At 32.2% G+C, this 22064-nt stretch carries 18 protein-coding genes and 1 pseudogene; 17 read left to right on the forward strand and 2 right to left on the reverse strand.

From position 1 onward, the window contains the following. Positions 1-148: 148 nt before the first annotated feature. Positions 149-1408, reverse strand: coding sequence for a BaiN/RdsA family NAD(P)/FAD-dependent oxidoreductase (locus JG554_RS05425; protein ID WP_107360306.1), 1260 nt, complete (start codon positions 1406-1408; stop codon positions 149-151). Positions 1409-1537: 129 nt separating this feature from the next. Here JG554_RS05425 and JG554_RS05430 point away from each other — a divergent pair, with 129 nt between their 5' ends. From JG554_RS05430 to JG554_RS05475, 9 genes and pseudogenes are all read left to right on the forward strand, one after another. Then, entirely contained in the window at positions 1538-3175 is a 1638-nt protein-coding gene (locus tag JG554_RS05430) for a putative polysaccharide biosynthesis protein (protein ID WP_064208819.1), read from the forward strand. Further along, positions 3172-3870, forward strand: coding sequence for a pseudouridine synthase (locus JG554_RS05435; protein WP_070039550.1), 699 nt, complete (start codon positions 3172-3174; stop codon positions 3868-3870). The genes JG554_RS05430 and JG554_RS05435 overlap by 4 nt, the downstream gene beginning before the upstream one ends. Before the next feature lie 15 nt (positions 3871-3885). Next, positions 3886-4284 carry a YtxH domain-containing protein gene (locus JG554_RS05440; protein WP_046208344.1) on the forward strand — a complete coding sequence of 133 codons (399 nt, stop codon included), beginning with the start codon at positions 3886-3888 and terminating at the stop codon, positions 4282-4284. A gap of 223 nt (positions 4285-4507) precedes the next feature. Further along, positions 4508-5917 carry a dipeptidase PepV gene (gene pepV, locus JG554_RS05445; protein ID WP_064208821.1) on the forward strand — a complete coding sequence of 470 codons (1410 nt, stop codon included), beginning with the start codon at positions 4508-4510 and terminating at the stop codon, positions 5915-5917. Positions 5918-5919: 2 nt separating this feature from the next. Then, positions 5920-6765: a D-amino-acid transaminase gene (gene dat / locus JG554_RS05450; RefSeq protein ID WP_070039548.1), complete on the forward strand. Its 846-nt coding sequence runs from the start codon at positions 5920-5922 to the stop codon at positions 6763-6765. Between the two features lie 459 nt (positions 6766-7224). After that, a complete protein-coding gene (locus tag JG554_RS05455; RefSeq protein WP_046208347.1) occupies positions 7225-8016 on the forward strand; it encodes a phosphotransferase family protein in 792 nt (263 codons plus the stop codon). Between the two features lie 15 nt (positions 8017-8031). Beyond that, on the forward strand, positions 8032-8673 hold the full coding sequence (gene trmB / locus JG554_RS05460) for a tRNA (guanosine(46)-N7)-methyltransferase TrmB (protein WP_064208824.1): 642 nt from the start codon (positions 8032-8034) through the stop codon (positions 8671-8673). Between the two features lie 116 nt (positions 8674-8789). Further along, positions 8790-10331 (forward strand): annotated as a pseudogene (locus JG554_RS13340) (IS3 family transposase). A 307-nt stretch (positions 10332-10638) separates the two neighbouring features. After that, positions 10639-11466, forward strand: coding sequence for a YtnP family quorum-quenching lactonase (locus tag JG554_RS05475; protein WP_046206821.1), 828 nt, complete (start codon positions 10639-10641; stop codon positions 11464-11466). 176 nt (positions 11467-11642) lie between these two features. Here the strand turns inward: JG554_RS05475 and JG554_RS05480 are convergent, their stop codons facing one another. Next, on the reverse strand, positions 11643-11960 hold the full coding sequence (locus tag JG554_RS05480; protein ID WP_046206822.1) for a hypothetical protein: 318 nt from the start codon (positions 11958-11960) through the stop codon (positions 11643-11645). 76 nt (positions 11961-12036) lie between these two features. Between JG554_RS05480 and JG554_RS05485 the strand changes: the two genes are divergently transcribed. The 8 genes from JG554_RS05485 to JG554_RS05520 all read left to right on the forward strand — a co-directional run bounded on the left by JG554_RS05485 (position 12037) and on the right by JG554_RS05520 (position 21932). After that, a complete protein-coding gene (locus tag JG554_RS05485; protein WP_436954836.1) occupies positions 12037-13119 on the forward strand; it encodes a M42 family metallopeptidase in 1083 nt (360 codons plus the stop codon). A 17-nt stretch (positions 13120-13136) separates the two neighbouring features. Continuing rightward, the gene (locus JG554_RS05490; RefSeq protein ID WP_046206824.1) at positions 13137-13445 is read left to right on the forward strand and encodes a thioredoxin family protein; all 309 of its coding nucleotides are present in this window, start codon (positions 13137-13139) and stop codon (positions 13443-13445) included. Between the two features lie 125 nt (positions 13446-13570). Next, entirely contained in the window at positions 13571-14434 is an 864-nt protein-coding gene (locus JG554_RS05495; protein ID WP_046206825.1) for a DUF1444 domain-containing protein, read from the forward strand. Positions 14435-14446: 12 nt separating this feature from the next. After that, positions 14447-15046: a YtpR family tRNA-binding protein gene (ytpR, locus tag JG554_RS05500; protein ID WP_046206826.1), complete on the forward strand. Its 600-nt coding sequence runs from the start codon at positions 14447-14449 to the stop codon at positions 15044-15046. A 17-nt stretch (positions 15047-15063) separates the two neighbouring features. Continuing rightward, positions 15064-18732 carry a DNA translocase FtsK gene (locus JG554_RS05505; RefSeq protein ID WP_107360297.1) on the forward strand — a complete coding sequence of 1223 codons (3669 nt, stop codon included), beginning with the start codon at positions 15064-15066 and terminating at the stop codon, positions 18730-18732. Positions 18733-18755: 23 nt separating this feature from the next. Further along, complete coding sequence (gene murC, locus JG554_RS05510; protein WP_046206828.1) at positions 18756-20069, forward strand: UDP-N-acetylmuramate--L-alanine ligase; 1314 nt, start codon at positions 18756-18758, stop codon at positions 20067-20069. 71 nt (positions 20070-20140) lie between these two features. Further along, on the forward strand, positions 20141-20632 hold the full coding sequence (locus JG554_RS05515) for a DUF948 domain-containing protein (protein WP_046206829.1): 492 nt from the start codon (positions 20141-20143) through the stop codon (positions 20630-20632). A gap of 82 nt (positions 20633-20714) precedes the next feature. Then, complete coding sequence (locus JG554_RS05520) at positions 20715-21932, forward strand: hypothetical protein (protein ID WP_070039733.1); 1218 nt, start codon at positions 20715-20717, stop codon at positions 21930-21932. The last annotated feature ends 132 nt before the right edge of the window (positions 21933-22064 follow it).

Genomic DNA, 22064 nt, shown 5'->3' on the forward strand with positions numbered 1-22064 from the left:
CCTCCTCTCTACGTCTATTGACGCCTGAGAGTAGGCGACTTAAGTATTATAACATTCGGTGACTCAAGCGCATAGAAAATACAAAACATTAAAAATGAATTTGTTTTAACAGTGCGTAGTTGGTCTAGTAGATCACAAATTGATAGGTTTAATGTTGAAATTTACTTGCATTTGTTCCTGATATATGACCTGTAACTAAAGCGCTAGTAATATTATAGCCACCTGTATAACCATGGATATCGAGCAGTTCACCACACATAAATAATCCTGGCGTTAATTTTGACATCATTGTTTTGGGTTCGATTTCTTTAAGAGAGACCCCTCCGCCAGTTACGAAAGCTTTTTCAATTGATAGTGTTCCATTAACTTTAAAAATAAAACCTTTCAATAAAGTAATCAATTTATTAAATTGTTCATTAGAGATATGATGTGCTGTTAATGTTTCTGAAATATCTGCTAACTCTAACATATATAATAGATAACGTTCTTCAATTAAACCGTGTAAGCTATTTTTTACATATTTATCTGGCGTATCTTTTAATAATTTACGTACTTTGTCTTCTAATTGTGCAAAACTGAGTTCTGGAAAAGCATCTAATTGCATTTCGATATCCTCTCGTTTTTGGTTTTTTTGTTCTTTATATACAAATTGGCTGCATCTTAATGCGGCAGGGCCACTGATTCCGAAATGAGTAAATATCATGTCCATTTGATGTGTGACGCGCTTTTTACCATTTTTCTTCAATACAGATAACGCAACATTTTTTAAACTTAATCCTTTTAATCTTTTGTTTTTAATAAATTGCTCGGATGACGTAATTGGTACTTCAGTTGGGAAAAGTTCTGTAATTGTATGTCCAAAGTGTTCAGCGAATTTATAACCATCACCAGTCGAACCGGTCTTTGGTACACTCGTGCCACCTGTAGCGATAATCAAACTATTCGTTTCAATTGCTTGTTGATTACCTAAAAAGACTTTGAATGTCTGTTGAGGTGTATGTTCAATAGCGTGTACTGACGTTTCTTCTTTTACAGTTACATTATTTTTTTCAATCGTACGAATTAACGCATCTACAACATCCTGTGCTTTATTAGAAACAGGAAACATACGTCCATGATCTTCTTCTTTGAGTGCAACTCCACGTGATTCGAAAAAGTGAATAATAGATTCATTGTCAAATACGGAAAAAGGACTATATAAAAATTTTCCATTTCCTGGTATATTTTTAATTATCTCTTCATACGGTAAACGATTTGTTACGTTACAACGTCCACCTCCTGAGATTTTTAATTTGCGTCCGAGCCCTTTTTTCTTTTCAATGAGAAGGACTTTATCACTATGTTGACTTGCTGCGGCAGCAGCCATTAAACCACTAGGTCCACCGCCAATTATAATTGTTTGGTACATTTGATTGCCTCACTTTACTAAATAGTGTTATTTTATAGTTTATAGTAATATAGTTTTGAAAAAAAGTGTTTATAACGTTATGATTAAAGTTATGATTGTAAAAATTAAATTTGAGATAGGAAGATCTGAATGAGTGAAAGTAAAGAATTAGTTAGGGGTACCTTTTTAATCACCCTTAGTATATTGATTACTAAAGTCTTGGGTGTTTTATATATTATTCCTTTTTATTCCATAATTGGTGGAGAAGAAAAATTGGCACCTTTTAACTATGCATATACGCCGTATAATATTGCCATTGCAGTTGCAACTGCTGGGGTGCCATTAGCGGCGTCTAAATATGTGTCTAAATATAATGCTTTAGGGGCGTATAAAGTCAGTGAAAAATTATATAAATCAAGCTTTATAGTTATGACTATAACAGGATTTATTGGATTTTTCATTTTATATTTATTAGCACCGAGCATTGCCACAATTACTTTAGCCCATGAATCTGGTGCTAAGGGTGGCTGGTCCGTCGCTGACATCACATGGATTATTAGAATTATCAGTATGGTAGTCATATTTATCCCATTACTGGCTACATGGCGTGGTGTGTTCCAAGGTTATAAATCAATGGGTCCAACTGCTGTATCAGAAGTTATTGAACAAATCGCACGTATTTTATTTATTTTAGTAGGAAGTTATCTAGTTCTGAATGTTTTTGGTGGAAGTGTGTTACAGGCCAATGGTATAGCAACATTTGCTGCTGCAGTAGGTGCGATTGCAGGGATATTCACCTTATGGTATTACTGGAGAAAGAGAAAGCCTAATATTGAAAAAATGGTGGCAACGGATACTTCTGATATTTCTGTATCTTATGGAAAAATGTATAAAGAAATTATTTCTTATAGCATCCCATTTGTAATTGTTAGTTTAAATTTCCCACTATTTAATTTGGTAGATCAGTTTACACATAATGGTGCCTTAGATTTGGCTGGAGTGCCAAGTCGTTTACATGACTATTTCTTTACTATTTTAAACATGACGACAAATAAAATAGTAATGATTCCAACGTCATTATCTGCTGGTTTTGCAGTGAGTTTAATTCCATTTATTACTAAGACGTATGAATCTGGTGAATTAAAAGAAATGCACAGACAGATTCGAACATCATTAGGGGTGTTAATGTATATTACAGTCCCTGCAAGTCTGGGAATTATGGCTTTAGCGCTACCATTGTATACTGTCTTTTATAGTTATAATGTCGATGGTAGTCAATTGTTATTTTATTATGCACCTGTTGCTATTTTAATTGGATTGTTAAGTGTAACAGCTTCTATGCTGCAAGGTATTGATAAACAAAAGTTAACAGTCTTTGTAATTTTAGCGGCAGTAGTATTAAAAGTAATACTAAATACGCCATTGATTATGGTATTCCATACTGCTGGAGCAATTTTAAGTACGGCGATAGCATTACTATTTGCTGTTATCTGTAATTTTTATATACTTAAAAAATATGCGAGTTTTGACTTCTCGGAAACGTGGTTACATTTTGGTAAAATTTTCTTGTACGGCTTGTTAATGATGGTCGTAGTTGAATTATCATCGTTTTTATTACAAATGGTTATTTCTCCGCAAACTAAATTTGGTGCTTTAGCAATTTTAATTATCAGTGTCATAGTAGGTATGATTGTTTACGGTGGTATTACGATGAAGACGAAACTTGCTGACCAATTTTTAGGAGATATTCCAAATAAACTCAGACGTAAATTAGGGATTATAAAATGAGATTAGATAAATTTTTAGCTAATATGGGTGTAGGAACACGTACAGAAGTTAAACAATTATTGAAAAAAGGTATTATTACAGTTAATAATAAAATAGAAAAATCTCCTAAAAAACAAATAAATCCAGAAACTGATGAAGTACAGAAAAACAATGAAACAATTCTTTATATTGATAAAGTCTATCTAATGTTAAATAAGCCTAAAGGTTACGTATCTGCAACAGAGGATGAGCAACATCAAACAGTTGTGGACTTAGTTGAACCGTACCGGTTTTTAGATGTGTTTCCAGTTGGTCGCTTAGATAAAGATACTTCGGGTTTGTTATTAATTACGAATGATGGCACTTTTAACCATGAACTAATGAGCCCAACGAAACACGTATCTAAAACCTATGAGGTGATTTCCCAAAAAAATATTACAAATAATGATATAAAATCGTTTAAAATGGGTATTGAATTGAATGAGGGTTTGGCAAAGCCTGCGACTTTAGTAAAAAGTGATGAAGCATATAAATCATTTGTCACAATTTATGAAGGAAGATATCATCAAGTTAAACGCATGTTTCATGCTATAGATAATGAAGTTTTAGAATTGAAACGCATTAGCATTGGTGAATTAAAACTGGATGAATCTTTAGCGCCAGGTGAGTATCGCCATTTAACTCAAATAGATTTTAAACAATTAGGATTAAAATAATAAAGAGGTGTTATTATGTCAAAATTATTAAAAGCAATTTTAGGTGTTGGAGGCGCAGCTGCTGCAGTTGTTCTTTCTAAAAAAGAGAATAGAGATAAATTAAAGGATGAATATAGCAAATATAAATCAAATCCTGAATCTTATAAACAAAACGCCAAAGACATCGCAAGTCAGATTAGTTCAAAAGCAAATGAAACTTATAATGAAGTAAAACAAGACCCTAAAGGTTATGCTTCAAAAGTAAAACAAGATCCTAAAGGTTTTATTAACGAACAAAAAGAACGTTTTAAGGGTGAATCTGAAGACGAAGAGCATGTTGAGGAAGCAAGATTTACAGATGAAGGTGCTGCTGACCCTTCAAATAATCTTCGCGTCGTTACTGAAGACGAGCTCAAAAACAATAAAAATAAATAAGCAATTATACATTTGATTTTTTTACCTAGTTCATTGTTTTGAACTAGGTTTTTTTATATATTAATACAGAAATTGAAAGTTAGGTATATGAAAGGTTTTAAACTGTTTTTCATTTAATTATACAGTGAATTTTTTAAAATAATAATCACATCTCGCTGTAGTTTCTGTACTACTTCATGTAAAATATTAATTATATAAGTATTAAAAAGGAAGTTGATGCTAAATGTGGAAAGAAAAAGTGAAAGAATACGAAACAGATATTATAAATGATTTAAAAGGCTTATTATCTATTGAAAGTGTGAGAGATGATAATGAAATTTCTTCAGATAATCCAGTCGGACCTGGACCACGTAAAGCATTAGATTATATGTACGAAATTGCTGAACGTGATGGATTTGATACTCACGATGTTGAACATATTGCAGGGCGTATTGAAGCTGGTGAAGGCGAAGATGTTATGGGGATTTTATGTCATGTTGATGTAGTGCCAGCTGGTGATGGTTGGGATACTAATCCTTTTGATCCAGTTGTAACTGAAGATAAGATTATTGCAAGGGGCACACTAGATGACAAAGGGCCAACAATTGCCGCATATTATGCCGTGAAAATATTGAACGATATGAAAGTTAATTGGAAAAAGCGTATACATATCATTATAGGTACTGATGAAGAGTCAGATTGGAAATGTACAGAGCGTTATTTTAAAACTGAAGAAATGCCAACTTTAGGGTTTGCACCTGATGCTGAATTCCCAGCAATACACGGTGAAAAGGGTATTAGTACTTTTGATGTGGTTCAAAATGAAAAAGCTGAAGATAAAGATGAACCAGAATATGAACTTATTTCTTTTACATCAGGTCAACGTTATAACATGGTACCTGACGAAGCAATTGGTAAACTTGCGGTTAAAGAAAATATGACTGACGTCATTCAAAAATTCGAACAATTTCTATCTGATCATAATATAAATGGTGAAAGTATCGTTGATAGTGGCGTATTAGTGCTTAAAGCATACGGTAAAGCCGTACATGGTATGGATCCATCTATTGGTGTGAATGCTGGATTGTACTTATTACATTTCTTAGCCCAATTAGGTTTAGACAAAACTGCTGAAAATTTCACTCAATTTAGTGAACAGTATTTATTCAACTCTCATTTCGGTGAAAAAATGGGAATGAAATTCCACACAGATGTTATGGGAGATGTAACTACAAATATAGGTATCATTTCATATGATAATCAAAATGGTGGTCAATTCGGTATTAATTTAAGATATCCGCAAGGTTTTGAATTTGAAGAAGCCATGACTCGTTTTAAAGGTGAGATTCAGGAACTTGGTTTTTCTATAGCATTAGGTAAAAATCAAACACCTCACTATGTGGATAAAAATGATCCTTTCGTACAAACTTTAGTGAAAACATATCGTAATCAAACAGGTGACCAAACTGAACCATACACAATTGGTGGTGGAACTTATGCTCGAAATTTAGATAAAGGTGTCGCATTTGGTGCTATGTTTAATGATTCAGAAGATTTAATGCATCAAAAAAATGAGTATATTACGAAAAAACAATTATTCAATGCAACTAGTATTTATTTAGAAGCTTTATATGCTCTATGTGTGGAGGAATGATGATGACAAAAGTACTTATTAATGAACATTTAGTAGACGAACAAGACGCAAGCGTACCATACAATGATCGTGGTTATGTATTTGGTGACGGTATATATGAATATATTAGAACATACAACAATAATATTTTTACTGCCAAACCACATTTTGAAAGACTTTTGAGAAGTGCTAAAGAAATAGGTTTAGAATTGAAATATAATGTAGAAGAGCTTACAGAATTAATCCAAGAATTATTAGCAGCGAATGGTGTCGTTAATGGTGGCGTATATATACAAGTTACACGTGGAGCAGCCCCTCGTGACCATGCATTTCCTACGCCATCAGTAGAAGCAAATGTGATGGCATTTACTAAAACTTACGATCGTCCATATAAATTATTAGAAGAAGGTATTAATGCGATTACAACTGAAGATATTCGTTGGTTAAGATGTGATATTAAAAGCTTGAATTTACTTGGCAATGTGTTGGCTAAAGAGCGTGCAGTTAAATATAACGCTCAAGAGGCTATTCAACATAGAGGTGATATTGTTACTGAAGGATCATCAAGCAATGTTTATGCTATTAAAGCTGGAGAAATCTATACACATCCAGTAAATAATTATATATTGAATGGTATTACACGTATGGTCATAAAAGATATTGCTCAAGAAAAAGGTATACCGTTTAATGAAGGTACATTTACTGTAGATTTTTTAAGAAATGCAGATGAAATTATTGTGTCTAGTACATCTATTGAAGTAATGCCAGTCGTAAAATTAGATGGTGAACAAGTAGGAGACGGAGAAGTTGGACCAATAACGAAATCGTTACAAGAAGGATTTAATAGATACATTGACACAGATAGTTAATATTTTCCATAAAAGGAAATAAAATGTAACTTTTACCAAAGCTAAATTATGTTATAATGCTAACTGAGCCGATTTAAAAATTATAGAAAAATACTGTAGTAAAATGTGACTTTTTGTTTCTCATTATTGGTTGAAATAAATCCTTAAACATTATAAAATCTTCTATGAGACTTGAAATTGAGACATGAAATTTCATTTAAAAAAACTAAAGGAATTTTTCGAAAAAAATACTGTTACGAGATGATATATGATATGATGTTAAAGTTATTATCAATCTCGATACAGTATTTCATATTTAAATATAAAAACTTGATTCTATGGGACAAAATGGTCGTTATCATATAATGACAGTAATATAGAGTTTTAAGTTTAAAAGTGTGTGTATTAGAAAATGATTATATTTGGCTCTCGAAATCTGTTTTCTGGAGCCATTTTCTAATTGAAAGTGAGGTGAACGTGTTGGAGCAGTTTTATCAATTAGGGTGGACACTTGATTCAGCAGGTGGTGCATCTGGAGAAGCATATATGGCTGAACAAGATGGGCAGAAATTGTTTTTAAAACGAAATTCAAACCCATTTATTGCAGCCTTGTCTGCTGAAGGTATTGTACCTAAGCTCGTATGGACGAAACGAATAGAGACTGGGGAAGTCGTGACGGCGCAGCATTGGAAAAATGGCAGAGAGTTAACTTTTGATGAGATGTATGAACAACGAGTAGCTAATTTATTGAAAAAAATACATAGTTCAAAAACACTTTTGAATATGTTGAAGCGTATGGAAATGTATCCTATTACGCCTGATATTTTGTTGAATAAAATAAACGCCTCATTATCTAGAGAAGTGTTAACACACCATGTGGTGCGAAAGGCATTAACTTATTTAGAAGATCATATGCCAAGTCTTGACCCTAGATTTTTTACAGTTGTCCATGGAGATGTCAATCATAATAATTGGTTGTTGTCTGACCACGATGAACTATTTTTAGTGGATTGGGAAGGTGCAATGATTGCAGATCCAGCAATTGATTTAGGCATGCTGCTATACAATTACGTTCCTGAAAATAAATGGCCTCAGTGGTTAAATGATTACGGTACGAAAGATTCTATAGACTTGCAAAAAAGAATGAAATGGTATACTGCTGTACAATCTATTGGTATGGTTCAGTGGTATGAAGAACAAAAACGCTATAAAGATATGAATATGTGGCTGAAGTTCTTAAACCAAGTAATGAATAACAATGCATTTATATAAGGAGTTATCAAGAAAATGAGAATGCGTTACAAGCCATGGGCAGAAGATTATTTAAAATCGCATCCTGATATTGTAGACACAGATGGCAGCCATGCAGGACATATAAGTGAGTGGTTTGACAAAGAACAACCAATTTATATTGAAATTGGTTCCGGCATGGGACAATTTATAACAACACTTGCTGCACAAAGACCTGAAATTAATTTTATATCTATGGAACGTGAAAAAAATGTAATGGTCAAAGTGTTAGATAAAGTGAGAGAGCAAAATCTAACGAATATTAAATTGATATGTAACGATGCGATAGAATTAAATGAATACTTTAAAGATGGTGAAATTTCACGTATTTATTTAAATTTTTCTGATCCTTGGCCGAAAAGAAGACATACTAAGCGTAGATTGACGTATCATACGTTTTTATCTTTGTATAAACAAGTGTTAAAAACAGATGGTGAGATTCATTTTAAAACAGATAATAGAGGATTATTTGCCTATAGCTTAGAAAGTATGTCCCAATTTGGTATGTATTTTACAAAAATAAATTTGAACTTGCATCAAGAAGAAAAAGAAAATAATATTGAAACAGAATATGAGCGCAAGTTTTCAGACAGAGGTTCAAGAATTTATAGAATGGAAGCAAAATTCCATAGTAATTAAATATTTGTAATGACGCAGCCCAAAATCTCACGTTCAAAACAAAGGACTAATCCGCAAATGATATGCTCCCTTCAAAGTAGACACTTAAAAATGTAAACTTTGAAGGGAGCTTTTTTATGACTCATAGAAAATTATCACCTGAAACTTATCAAAAAGCTTTCAGCTTATATGAAGAAGGATATAGTATGAAAAATGTAATTCAAAAATTAAATTTAAATTGTTCTCCTAGAATATTATTGATTAACTATTATAAATTTAAGAAGCATGGAATAAAGGTGCTTTTACCAATTCAAAGAAATAATACCTACTCAAATGAATTTAAGCTTAAAGTTGTGAACGAATATATAAATGATGGCCTATCTTTAACTGATTTAGTAGTTAAATATAATATCCCCACTACTTCAACTGTAAACAAATGGATTTCAAAGTATTTATCGGGTAAAATATTAAAAACATATTCTCCAAAACCCGAGGTGTATCAATTGAAATATAAATCATTAACATTTGAAGATCGTGTAGAAATCGTTGATTATTATATGAATCATGGCCAATCGTATAAGACAACAGCAAATCATTTTAACATCAATTATAGCCAAGTATATAACTGGGTAAAAAAGTACAACTTGCATGGGTATGATGGGCTTAAAGATGGACGTGGAAAAGGGAAACCCCAGTCTGTATTAACACCTGAAGAGGCATTAAAAGCTGAAATTAAGATACTTAAAGAGAAAAATAAATTTCTTCAAATGGAAAATGACGTTTTAAAAAGGAAGAAGAAATAGAAAGGAAGTTGATGAAACAGGCATCAGACAAAAAGCATCATACCAAACGGTAAAAGCATTTAAAAACCTTTATCCGATAGCTTGGTTATGTTCAGTATTAAAGATATCACGTTCAAGTTACTATAAATGGTTACATCGCAAACCATCAAATAAAGAAATTGAAAATCAAAAATTAATCAAAGATATCGTTGATATCTACAATAAATACAAAGGCATATATGGATATCGTCGTATATACATATATTTAAGACTTAAACTACATCAAAAAGTAAATCATAAACGTGTCTATAGATTGATGAATCAACTTAATCTAAAATCTACTATCCGCCCTAAAAGAAAACGATATATTAAAACAACACCTGAAATTACAGCACATAATATATTAAATAGAAAATTTGAAGAACAAATCCCAAATAAAAAATGGTTAACTGACGTTACAGAATTCAAACTCAGCAATGGTAAAAAACTTTACTTAAGTGCTATTTATGACTTAGGCAGCAAACAGATTATCAGTCATAAATTAAGTACCTCAAATAACAATAAATTTGTATTAGATACGCTCAAAAAAGCAGTCAAACTTGTGCCGAATACCGAAGGTATACTCTTGCATAGCGACAGAGGATATCAATATACAAGCAGATTATTTAAAGTTACGTTAGAGCAACTTGGTATAAAACAAAGTATGTCACGACCAGGATGTTGCATAGATAATGGACCTATGGAAGGTGTATGGGGAACTATTAAAAGTGAATTGTTTAGAGGAAGAAAAAAAGTGATTTTTAAAGACAAGGCTACAGCAATAAAAGCAATTAATTCATATATAGAATTTTTAATCAAGAAAGAATAACATTAAAAATGGCTACCCTTATATCGTAAATATAAGGTAGCCATAAACATTTTGTTTTTTTCACTGTCTACTTGACAGGGTGCAGTTCAAAAAATGACGGATTAGTCCTTTTTATTATAAGCGTGCTACGATTTTGCTCGTACATGCTTGCCTGGGAATATGACTCGAGCCTGTACTCTCTCGTTCATATAATTTCACTAGGCATCAGTACTTAACAAAATCACCATGAAATTTTGTTGTAGCAGAAGACTAACAAATTTCGTTATTTTACGTGTACTGTGTATTATATTACTATATTAATTAATTAGTAATTAAATCAAGAAATGGGGATTGATTATGAAATTAGGAAATTTCAAGATACATTACCTGAACGGTGGCATTACAAATATTGATGGTGGAGCGATGTTTGGTGTGGTTCCGAAAGTTTTATGGGCTAAAAAATATGAGCAAAGTGAGGAAAATCGGATTCCATTACCTACACATCCAATTTTAATACAAACGGAAGAATTTAACTTTATTATTGATACTGGTATTGGTAATCATAAGCTTACCGAAAAAGAGCGTAAAATATTTGGTGTGCATTATGAAAGTAATATAGAAGAAGATTTAAAATTATTTAATTTGACAACGAATGATATTGATTATGTTTTAATGTCACATTTACACTTTGACCATGCGTCAGGATTAACTGATAGTGAAGGGCGTGCAGTTTTTAAAAATGCGATTCATGTTATTCAACAAGATGAATGGCATGAGTTTGTTAGCCCAAATATACGAAGTAAATCAACTTATTGGCAGAAAAATAATGGTGATTTCACCGATAAATTATTGCTGTTTGAAAAAGAAATTGAAATCGTCAAAGGGATTAATATGTATCATACTGGTGGCCATAGTTACGGTCATTCTATTATTACAGTAGAAAATGCAGGAGAAAAAGCAGTACATATGGGAGATATTTTTCCTACAGTCGCACATAAAAATCCACTGTGGGTAACTGCTTACGATGATTATCCAATGCAGTCTATAAGAGAAAAAGAACGCATGATACCTAGATTCATTTTAGAAAATTACTGGTTTTTATATTATCATGATGTAAATTACTTTGCTGTAAAATTTAATCAAAAGGAACCATCTGAAATCGAGCATTACATTACAAGAGAATAAAATAAAAGGTTAAAGTTTTGAACATTTGAAATAGCACTATATCTTAACTAAAAATACAATCAATGTCTTCATAGTTTGAGCAGTAATATAGTTTATTTCTTTCATTGTAATCATCTCAGTGTAGTCGACAAATATTTTCTACATGATACAAGTGTGTTCATAACTTTAACCGTTTATCATTTACATTCAATGATGTTTATCACTTCACCAGTTTTAGCGTCGGCATAAAAATCATAATAAGTGCGTTTGCCATTATGAAGGGTAGTGATACCACCTTGAAAGACTTCTAATTGATCGCCAGCATTTTGATACATTATCGTTTCATTTAGTATGTAAGAACCTACAACATTCATAAAATAAGTTTTTACATCTGTAATAATAGCTTCTGGATTACGATTTTGTAGTTGCTTTTGACGCGTATAAAAATAAATTGATCCAACAATAGTTGTTATTGAAATTAAGCCGATGAAGAACCAACTTTTTTTATTCAACATATTACAATCTACCCCCAATAAATTCATATTTATAGTTTACCATAATGAAGATGATATAATAAATATTAAGGAGTGAATGACATTGAGTATAGACAAAAGTAAAACATTATCAAGAATGAAAATATTAACAGAATTACATGGAGCGCCAGGATTTGAAGATGACGTTAAATCATATTTGAAATCTGAAATGTCACCGTATGTAGATGACTTTGTATACAATCGAATGGGCGGCTTTTATGGAGTTAAGAGAGCTAAATCTAAAAATTCAAAGAAAATAATGGTTGCTGCTCATATGGACGAAGTGGGCTTTTTAATAACGAACATCACAGATAATGGGCTCTTACAATTCACGAATTTAGGTGGAGTAGCGACTGATATATGGCAAGGTCAAAGACTAAAAGTTAAAACAAGAAACAATGAAGAAATCATAGGAGTTGTAGCGAATATACCGAAACATTTTAGGACAGGTAACGAAGGTGCACCAAAAATTGAGGACCTATTATTAGATATTGGTTGTGAAAGTGAACAAGATGTTATCAATCGAGGCATTCAAATTGGTGATACTATTGTTCCAGACACACCGTTCACACAGTTATCAGAGCATAGGTTTGCTAGTAAAGCGTGGGACAATCGTTATGGTTGTTTATTAGGTATAGAATTATTAGAATTATTAAAAGACGTAGAGCTAGATTTTGATTTATATGTTGGCGCAAATGTTCAAGAAGAGGTTGGGTTAAGAGGTGCAAAAGCCTCTGCTGAATTAATCGATCCGGATGTAGCTTTTGTAGTAGATTGTTCGCCAGCAAATGATATGAAAGGAAAGCAAAATCTTTCCGGTGAATTGGGTCAAGGGACATTGATTCGTATAAAAGATGGTACGATGATACTAAAGCCAACGTTTAGAGATTTTCTATTAGATTTAGCAAATAAATTTCAAATTCCATATCAATATTATATGTCTCCAGGCGGTACAGATGGAGGAGAAATTCACAAAGCAAACATTGGTATTCCAACTGCAGTTATTGGTGTTTGTGCACGCTATATTCACAGTACAAATGCAGTATTTGATTTTCGTGATTATGACGCTGCAAGAAACTTAATATTACAATCAGTTAAAAATTTAGATGACGAAATAATAAATACTTTACAGTATAAATAATGTTTTGGAGTGATTAGATGGAACAATTAGAAAATGAACAACAATTTTTAGAATTTAAAAGAGGGGACACTGTATTTTTATTTACTGCTGATTGGTGTCCAGATTGTAAAGTGATTGAACCAGACTTACCACAACTTGAAGCGAAGTATACAAATTATAAATTTGTATCAGTGGATAGAGATAAATTTATAGATATTTGCATTGAACATGGTATTATGGGCATTCCTAGCTTTTTAGTATTTAGTAATGGACAACAAATTGGAAGTTATATTGGAAAAGAGCGTAAATCCATTGAACAGATAGATAATTTTTTAGCTTCTTTATAAACATAAAGTGAATGAATCTTATTAAGTGCACGATAAAAATATACCCTTAGAACTTACTTTTTTTCTGTTCCTAAGGGTATATTTATTGTAAACTGTATAAAGACACGTAAATAGGAGTGTTAACGATGAATGTCTTTCAAATGAGAGATAAATTAAAAGATAGATTAAAACATTTAGATGTCAAATTTAGTTTTAATCGTGATGAAGAAACGCTACGCGTATCTAGAAATGATAATGGCAAAGGTGTCACTGTCAAACTTTCAACAATTGTAGCGAAATATAAAGAACAAAAAGAAAATATTGTAGATGAAATTGTATATTATGTCGAAGAAGCGATTGAACAAATGAAAGGGGAGGCGTTATCTGAAACAGAGAATATTGAGATAATGCCTGTATTAAGGTCGCCTAGTTTTGATAAAAAAGACAAAGAAGGTAATTCATTTGTTATAGATAAACATACTGCAGAAACTAATATTTATTATGCAGTAGATTTAGGAAAATCTTATCGCTTGATAGATGAGCAAATGTTAGAAAAATTAAATCTTACTAAACAACAAGTGAAAGAAATGGCTTTATTTAATGTTCGAAAACTTGAAAACAAATATAAAACCGATGAAGTTAAGGGTAATATCTTCTATTTTGTAAATTCAAATGATGGTTACGATGCCAGTAGAATTTTAAATTCTACCTTTTTAAATGACATACAAGCGCAATGTGAAGGTGAGATGTTGGTGGCAGTACCGCATCAAGACGTGTTGATTATTGCTGATATTCGAAATAAAACAGGTTACGATGTTATGGCACACTTAACGATGGAATTCTTCACGAAAGGATTAGTTCCAATTACGTCACTTTCATTAGCTTATGATAATGGACATTTTGAGCCAATATTTATTTTGGGTAAAAATAATAAACAAAAAAGAAACCCAAATGTCATCCAAAGATTAGAAGCAACTCGAAAACAATATGAAAATAAAGATAAGGAATAAGGAGTTAAAAAAATGAATTTATTTTACAATAAAGAAGCTGTAGGAGATGTAGCTTTTTTACAAATTGAGCCCGCAACAGGCGAATTTACGTATGAGACGAAGAATGATGTAGTAGCAATTCGTCAAGATAACAAGATTGTAGGTTTTAATATATTCAATGCATCAAAAGTGTCAGATATTGATGGAAATGGACATATAAAATTGGATGAGAAGTTAATTCAGGACTTACAACAAGCAATTAAAAATGCTGGTTTCACGTTTGAACTAAATGCAGATTTATCACCAAAATTTGTTGTTGGTTATGTTGAAACTAAAGAAAAACACCCTGATGCTGATAAATTAAGTGTATTGAATGTAGATGTAGCAACAGAAAAGCTACAAATTGTTTGTGGTGCGCCGAATGTTGAAGCAGGGCAAAAGGTCGTTGTTGCAAAAGTAGGTGCAGTAATGCCTAGTGGAATGGTTATTAAAGATGCAGCCTTACGCGGTGTAGATTCAAGTGGAATGATTTGTTCTATGAAAGAATTAAATTTACCAAATGCACCACAGGAAAAAGGTATTATGGTATTGTCTGATGAATACAAAGTTGGACAGGCATTTTTTGAAGAATAGAAGGAGGTAATGTCCGAATGAGCTGGTTCGACAAATTATTTGGAGAAGAAAATGATCCTAATAAAGACTATCTAAATAAAAGAAACCAACGACGTCAAAAGAGTCAAGAACATCAAGACACATTACTTCCTCAAAATAACGATGTTTATGAGAGACCTAAAGGGAAATTTAGATTTCCAATGCGTGTTTTAGAAGAAAATAGTGAAACTGAGGACGCTATTAATGGAAAATCAGAAAATGAATTTAAAAATTCTGACCATAAATCAACTAGTCACCATACTGAGAATCACAGTCATAGAAGAAGAAGACAAATGGCTAATGAAAATGCTACAGATAAATTTACTCAATCATCTAAAGAATCATATGCAACATCTCGTAGTAAAACAAATGCTTCATTAGATAATGAAGTTCAAAAAGAAAAGAGACAACACAAAGGCAAAAGAACAAGAATTCAAACAGACGTTTTAGGTGGTACTGGACGTGAAAATGGTCATAGTACAAAAAGACATGAGCCCACTACCCCTCAATATCATAAAAGTGAATTTAAAGCTAGCGAGGTTCCGTCAGCTATTTTTGGCACTAAAAAACCACACCCTTTAGAAAATGGTGTGATAAATCCTAATCATCGTTTTAAAGATGATAATGAAAATAAAGTGCAAGAAGAACGCAAGTCAAATTCTAATAATGACCATAATGACACTGCTGAAACAACGTTTGCTCAATCTTCTCAAGTTGATAGCGAACAACCATCAGCTAAAAAGAGCAATGAACAACTACAAGATAAGTCGATACAACAAGAAAATGTATCACAAGCTACTACTACTCCAAAAAAGAATAATACCATCAATATAGAAAATATCTATGCTTCTCAAATTGTTGAAGAAATTCGTCGCGAACGTGAACGTAAAGTGCTTCAAAAACGTCAATTTAAAAAAGCATTGCAACAGAAGCGTCAAGAAAATCAACAAAATGATGAAGATACAATTCAAAAAGCAATTGATGAAATGTATGCACAGCAAGCAAAACAATATATTGGAGAAAGTTCATTAGATGGTGCACAAAATAAAATTAGTGATACAGACTATTCAACAAAATCGTCTGGTGAAGATGCAACGGATGAACATGATACAACTGACCAAATTGATACGTCACAATACAATTATCAAGAAATTAATTTAGACAATATAAGTAATGTACATAACATTAACGACTCTGACGATGTTTCAAATACAAATGAAAATCAAACAGAAAATGTAGAAACAGCATCAAATCTTACAGAATCATCAACGAATCATGCTAACGATGAAACAAATCTTTCTCAAGATATTGATCATGCAGATATAGACAATCATTTGCACCATCATGACGAAAATTCAAATGGAACTATTGATAATACTGGTATTTCGGAAGCTACCTATAGAGAAATTTCAGATAATCAAAAAGATACGACACAAAATACAGTTGATTTGACTCAACAAACTAATAACAATGAACGAAAAACGTCACAAAGTGAAAATGATGATGTATTAGATCATACATCATTGCATACTAAACATCATTTTGAAAAAGAAGATGAGCAATATGTAGATGAGTCTAATGATATTAATCAGAATGAATCACGGAATGAAGAAGATTCATCAGCTTCAACTGAAGCGAATGAAAATGGTGAAGAAACAGTTGTTAATGACGTGCAAATGTCAGAGAATAACGAAAATGAAGCACAACAAGATCATGTTAAAACAAACGCTAAAGTGAATAGTGATGAACAAAACAATCAACAACATAAAAATACAATCAACTCGAAAGGAAGCAAACCAAAACCTTTCAATGTAGTAATGACACCATCTGACAAAAAAAGAATGCTTGATGCCAAGAAAAATCTTAACGACACACATGCTTTTGTGAACTCAAATGATACTGAATTACAACAATCAGATGAAAAAATAGATAAAACGGCACAAAGTGAAAAAGATGAATCAACTGCTGCATTTAATCAACAAATGCAAACTGAAACTAACCTGGAAGAACATAATTCTAATGCTAATGAGTCAAAAGATACGTTTATAAATACGGAATCTGAAACGTTGACTGAGGATGAAGAAGTAGCATCCAGCATAGATGACAAAAATGAAGTTATAAGTCACAGGTATAATGGACAACCACAAAATGCCGAAACCAATCATGTGGATAAACATTCTGTAGATGCTACCGTTTCTCATAAATCAAATTCTGTGAATCAGCAGAACCAAAGCATGCAAGCATCCCAAGAAAGCAAAACAACTATACGAAAAGGTCCAAATATTAAACTTCCGAGTATTGATTTACTGGATGAACCTAAGGTCCATGAAGTAGATAATCAGTGGATTGAAGAAAAGAAACAAGAATTAAATGAAGCATTTTACTATTTCAATGTACCTGCGGAAGTTCAAACTGTTACAGAAGGGCCAAGCGTGACTCGTTTTGAATTATCTGTAGAAAAAGGTGTAAAAGTATCAAGAATCACTAACTTACAAGATGATATTAAAATGGCGTTAGCAGCAAAAGACATACGTATTGAAGCGCCTATTCCAGGTACAAGTTTAGTAGGTATTGAGGTGCCAAATCAGTCTTCAACACCTGTTAATTTACGTTCTATCATAGAAGATAATACTTTTAAAAATGCTGAATCTAAATTAACAGTTGCTATGGGACTTAGAATTAATAATGAGCCGTTAGTTATGGATATAGCAAAAACGCCTCATGCATTAATTGCTGGTGCTACAGGTTCAGGTAAATCAGTATCTATTAACAGCATTTTAATGTCATTATTGTATAAAAATCATCCTGAGGAGCTAAGATTATTACTTATCGATCCTAAGATGGTTGAGTTGGCACCATATAATGGTTTGCCACATTTGGTATCTCCTGTTATTACAGATGTTAAAGCTGCTACACAAAGTTTAAAATGGGCAGTGGAAGAAATGGAACGTCGTTATAAAGTATTTGCTAAATATCATGTTAGAAATATTACTGCATTTAATAAAAAGGCAAATTATGAAGATAGAATGCCAAAAATTGTTATAGTAATAGATGAATTAGCTGATTTAATGATGATGGCGCCACAAGAGGTTGAACAATCAATTGCACGAATTGCACAAAAAGCACGCGCATGTGGAATTCATATGTTAGTTGCAACACAAAGACCATCTGTAAATGTAATTACAGGGCTAATCAAAGCGAACATACCGACACGTATTGCTTTTATGGTATCTTCAAGCGTAGATTCACGTACAATTTTAGATAGTGGTGGAGCAGAACGCTTATTAGGTTATGGAGATATGCTCTACCTAGGAAGTGGAATGAACAAACCAATACGTGTACAAGGAACTTTCGTTTCTGATGAAGAAATTGATGATGTCGTTGATTTTATAAAACAGCAACGTGAACCTGATTATCTTTTTGAAGAAAAAGAATTGTTGAAAAAAGTAGAAAGTCATCCGCAAGATGACTTATTCGACGATGTATGTCGATTTATGGTACAAGAAGGACATATTTCTACTTCACTGATACAAAGACATTTCCAAATCGGTTATAATCGAGCTGCTAGAATTGTAGACCAATTAGAACAGTTAGGTTATATTTCGGAAGCAAATGGTTCTAAACCCAGAGATGTGTATATCACTGAGTCTGATTTAAATGATAATTAATATAGAGATAAAGGAGTGTTACAATGACACATTACCATTTTGTCGGCATTAAAGGTGCCGGAATGAGTTCATTAGCACAAATCATGCATGATCTTGGAAATGAAGTACAAGGGTCAGATATTAAGAATTATGTTTTTACAGAAGTCGCATTAAAAAATAAAGGTATAAAAATTCTCCCTTTTGATGCAGATAATATTAAGGAAGATATGGTCATTGTTCAAGGTAATGCATTTCCTGATACGCATGAAGAAGTTGTACGCGCGCATGATTTAAATTTAGAAGTGATTCGTTATCACGATTTCTTAGGTCATGTTATTAACCAATATACTTCAGTTGCTGTAACAGGTGCGCATGGTAAAACATCAACAACTGGTTTACTATCACATGTTATGAATGGAGATAAAAAAACATCCTTTTTAATTGGTGACGGTACTGGATTAGGTATTCCAGCTAGTGATTACTTTGCTTTTGAAGCATGCGAATACCGTAGACATTTTTTAAGTTATCATCCGGATTATACAATTATGACAAATATTGATTTTGATCATCCAGATTATTTTAAAGATGTGCATGATGTTTTTAATGCCTTTCAAGAAATGGCGCAAAATGTAAAAAAAGCAATTATCGCATGGGGAGATGATCCATATCTTCGTGATTTAAAAGCAGATGTACCTATTTATTATTATGGATTTTCTGAAAATGACGATATTTATGCGGATAATATTCAAATTAGTGAGAAGGGTACACAATTTGATGTTTATATTAATAATAATTTTTATGATACCTTCTTATCTCCACAATTTGGAGACCATAATATCTTAAATGGACTTGCTGTAATAGCAATCAGTTATTTAGAAGGATTGAACGTTGATAATATTAAAGAAGCGTTAGAAACATTTGGTGGTGTAAAACGTAGATTTAATGAAACTAAGGCAGGTAAACAAGTATTAGTAGATGATTATGCTCACCATCCAAGAGAAATTAGTGCTACAATTGAGACAGCACGAAAAAAATATCCTAATAAAGAAGTTATAGCTGTTTTCCAACCACATACTTTCAGTAGAACACAAGCTTTTTTAGAAGAATTTGCTGAATGTTTAAGTCTTGCGGATAAAACATTTTTATGCGAAATTTTCGGCTCAATAAGAGAAAACAATGGCGAACTAACTATTCAAGACTTGGTTGAAAGGGTAGATGGTTCTACACTTATTGATGAGCAAAGTGTAAATACTTTAGAACAATATGAAGATGCGGTTATCTTATTTATGGGTGCAGGCGATATACAAAAAATCCAGCGCGCATATATGGAAAATATCGGTGTAACTACCTCATTTTAATATGTTTATGTTAAAATGATGTGGGTATTTATATTAAATAACAACATATGTTTTTTTAGGAGGCGTTTTTAATGGAATGGATTTTACCTATAGCTGGAATAATTGCAGCGATTGCTTTTTTAGTGTTATGTATAGGAATCGTTGTTGTATTACTTTCAGTTAAGAAAAATTTAGATCACGTTGCTAAAACTCTTGATGGAGTTGAAGGACAAATTCAAGGGATTACACGTGAGTCTACTGACTTACTTCATAAAGCGAATCGCTTAACTGAAGATATTCAAGATAAATCAGAACGTTTAAACTCTGTCGTTGATGCTGTTAAAGGTATCGGTGATTCAGTTCAAACATTAAATGGTTCTGTTGATCGAGTAACAAACTCAATCACGCACAATATTTCTCAAAATGAAGATAAAATTTCTCAAGTTGTACAATGGTCAAATGTTGCAATGGAAGTTGCTGACAAATGGCAAAACAGAAGAAATCGTAGAGAAAGTGCAAATTATAAAACAAGTAGCGTAGCAAATGATGCAAATCACAGCTATACTACACGTGTTGACCATTAATCATTTATATACTTAAAAAACAAATGCACTTAAATGAGGTATAAACTTATTTAAGTGCATTTGTTATAGGAGGCATTCAAATATGAAGTACTATAATCGAGATGATTACGAAAGAAATTTAGAAAGTTATGAAGTACCAGAATATTTTACATCCGGTGCTAGAAATGTGTTTGTTTATGGATTTATAGTAGGTGCTGTGATAGGTTCGGCTGTAGGATTAGTGTCTATTAGTAAATCACGTCAAAGTGAGAAATCCGTTCCTAAAAGTAATAAAACATTCAAATCAAATGTAGTTAAAGAAGCTGAAAATGACAAACTAGAAGCAGAACGTCAAGTTGCGCATATTAAAGAAAAAGCAATTACAAACAATGAATTAGGTGCGCAAAAAGTTGCAATTCAACAAGAGACGGCTACTCACAACTTATCTGATACGTCACCACAAGCACAAGATACATTAACTGAACAACAAGCGGATGAAACATCAGAAGGTTTGAATAATATTGATGAACAAGCACAACCAACTGATAGTGAAAAGAATGCTCAAAAAAATGCAATCAAGAAAGAGTCAGAAACACATCATTTAGCTGATTCTACAGTTGCTTCAACGTCTAACGAATCACAAAAAAATGATACAGTATCGGCTACGAAATTAGCCAATGCTGCTGAAGAAAAAAATAAAGCTTTAAAAAATGATCCGACAATTAAGAAAAATACAACTGAACTTGTAACTGAAGAAAGTGTAAAATCTAATTCTAAAAAAGAAGTACCTAATTTAATTACAAAAAATGACAAGACTGAAGCTAAAGATAGCTTAAATTCAGCAACAATTGCAGATGGTATTACTGCTTCGGGATTAGCATTAGCAGCGAGTCAAAAACGTGATGCAATGTCTAAAGACCCAAAAGTAGCTGAAAAAACCGTTAATTTATTAAAACCTGAATCTTTAACAGTCAAAGGTAATCAAGAAGTGCCTAATTTAGTTACAAAGAAATTAGATAATGCAGTTGAAAATAATAATAAAGTAGAAAATTCTGCTGATAAACATGATCAATCTTCAACTAAAAATACACCTCAGGCTGCAGAGCAACGTGTTAAACAAACACATAAAAGTGTGTCGTTTAAAGACGGTATAATTGTACATGATAATGCTGAACAAGGTATTAGTAAGCAATCTTCTAATAATAGTACTGATAGCTCTAATTCTGACAATGAGGTGCCAACATATTCAAAAAATAGATTGCAAAGCAAAAAGACTGAAAAAGCAAAAAGTAAAATAGATAAAAGAACATTTAATGATTAAAACTGTTATGTGATTTTAGAATAAATTCTATAATCAAAAGCAGTCTCGGACATAAATTCTATACTCAAAATAAGAGGGCCAATGCATAATATGGATTGGTCCTCTTTATAGTTAAAATCTTACGTTTTTGAC

This window comes from Staphylococcus sp. 11-B-312, assembly GCF_016743055.1.
Classification (GTDB): Bacteria; Bacillota; Bacilli; order Staphylococcales; family Staphylococcaceae; genus Staphylococcus; species Staphylococcus ureilyticus.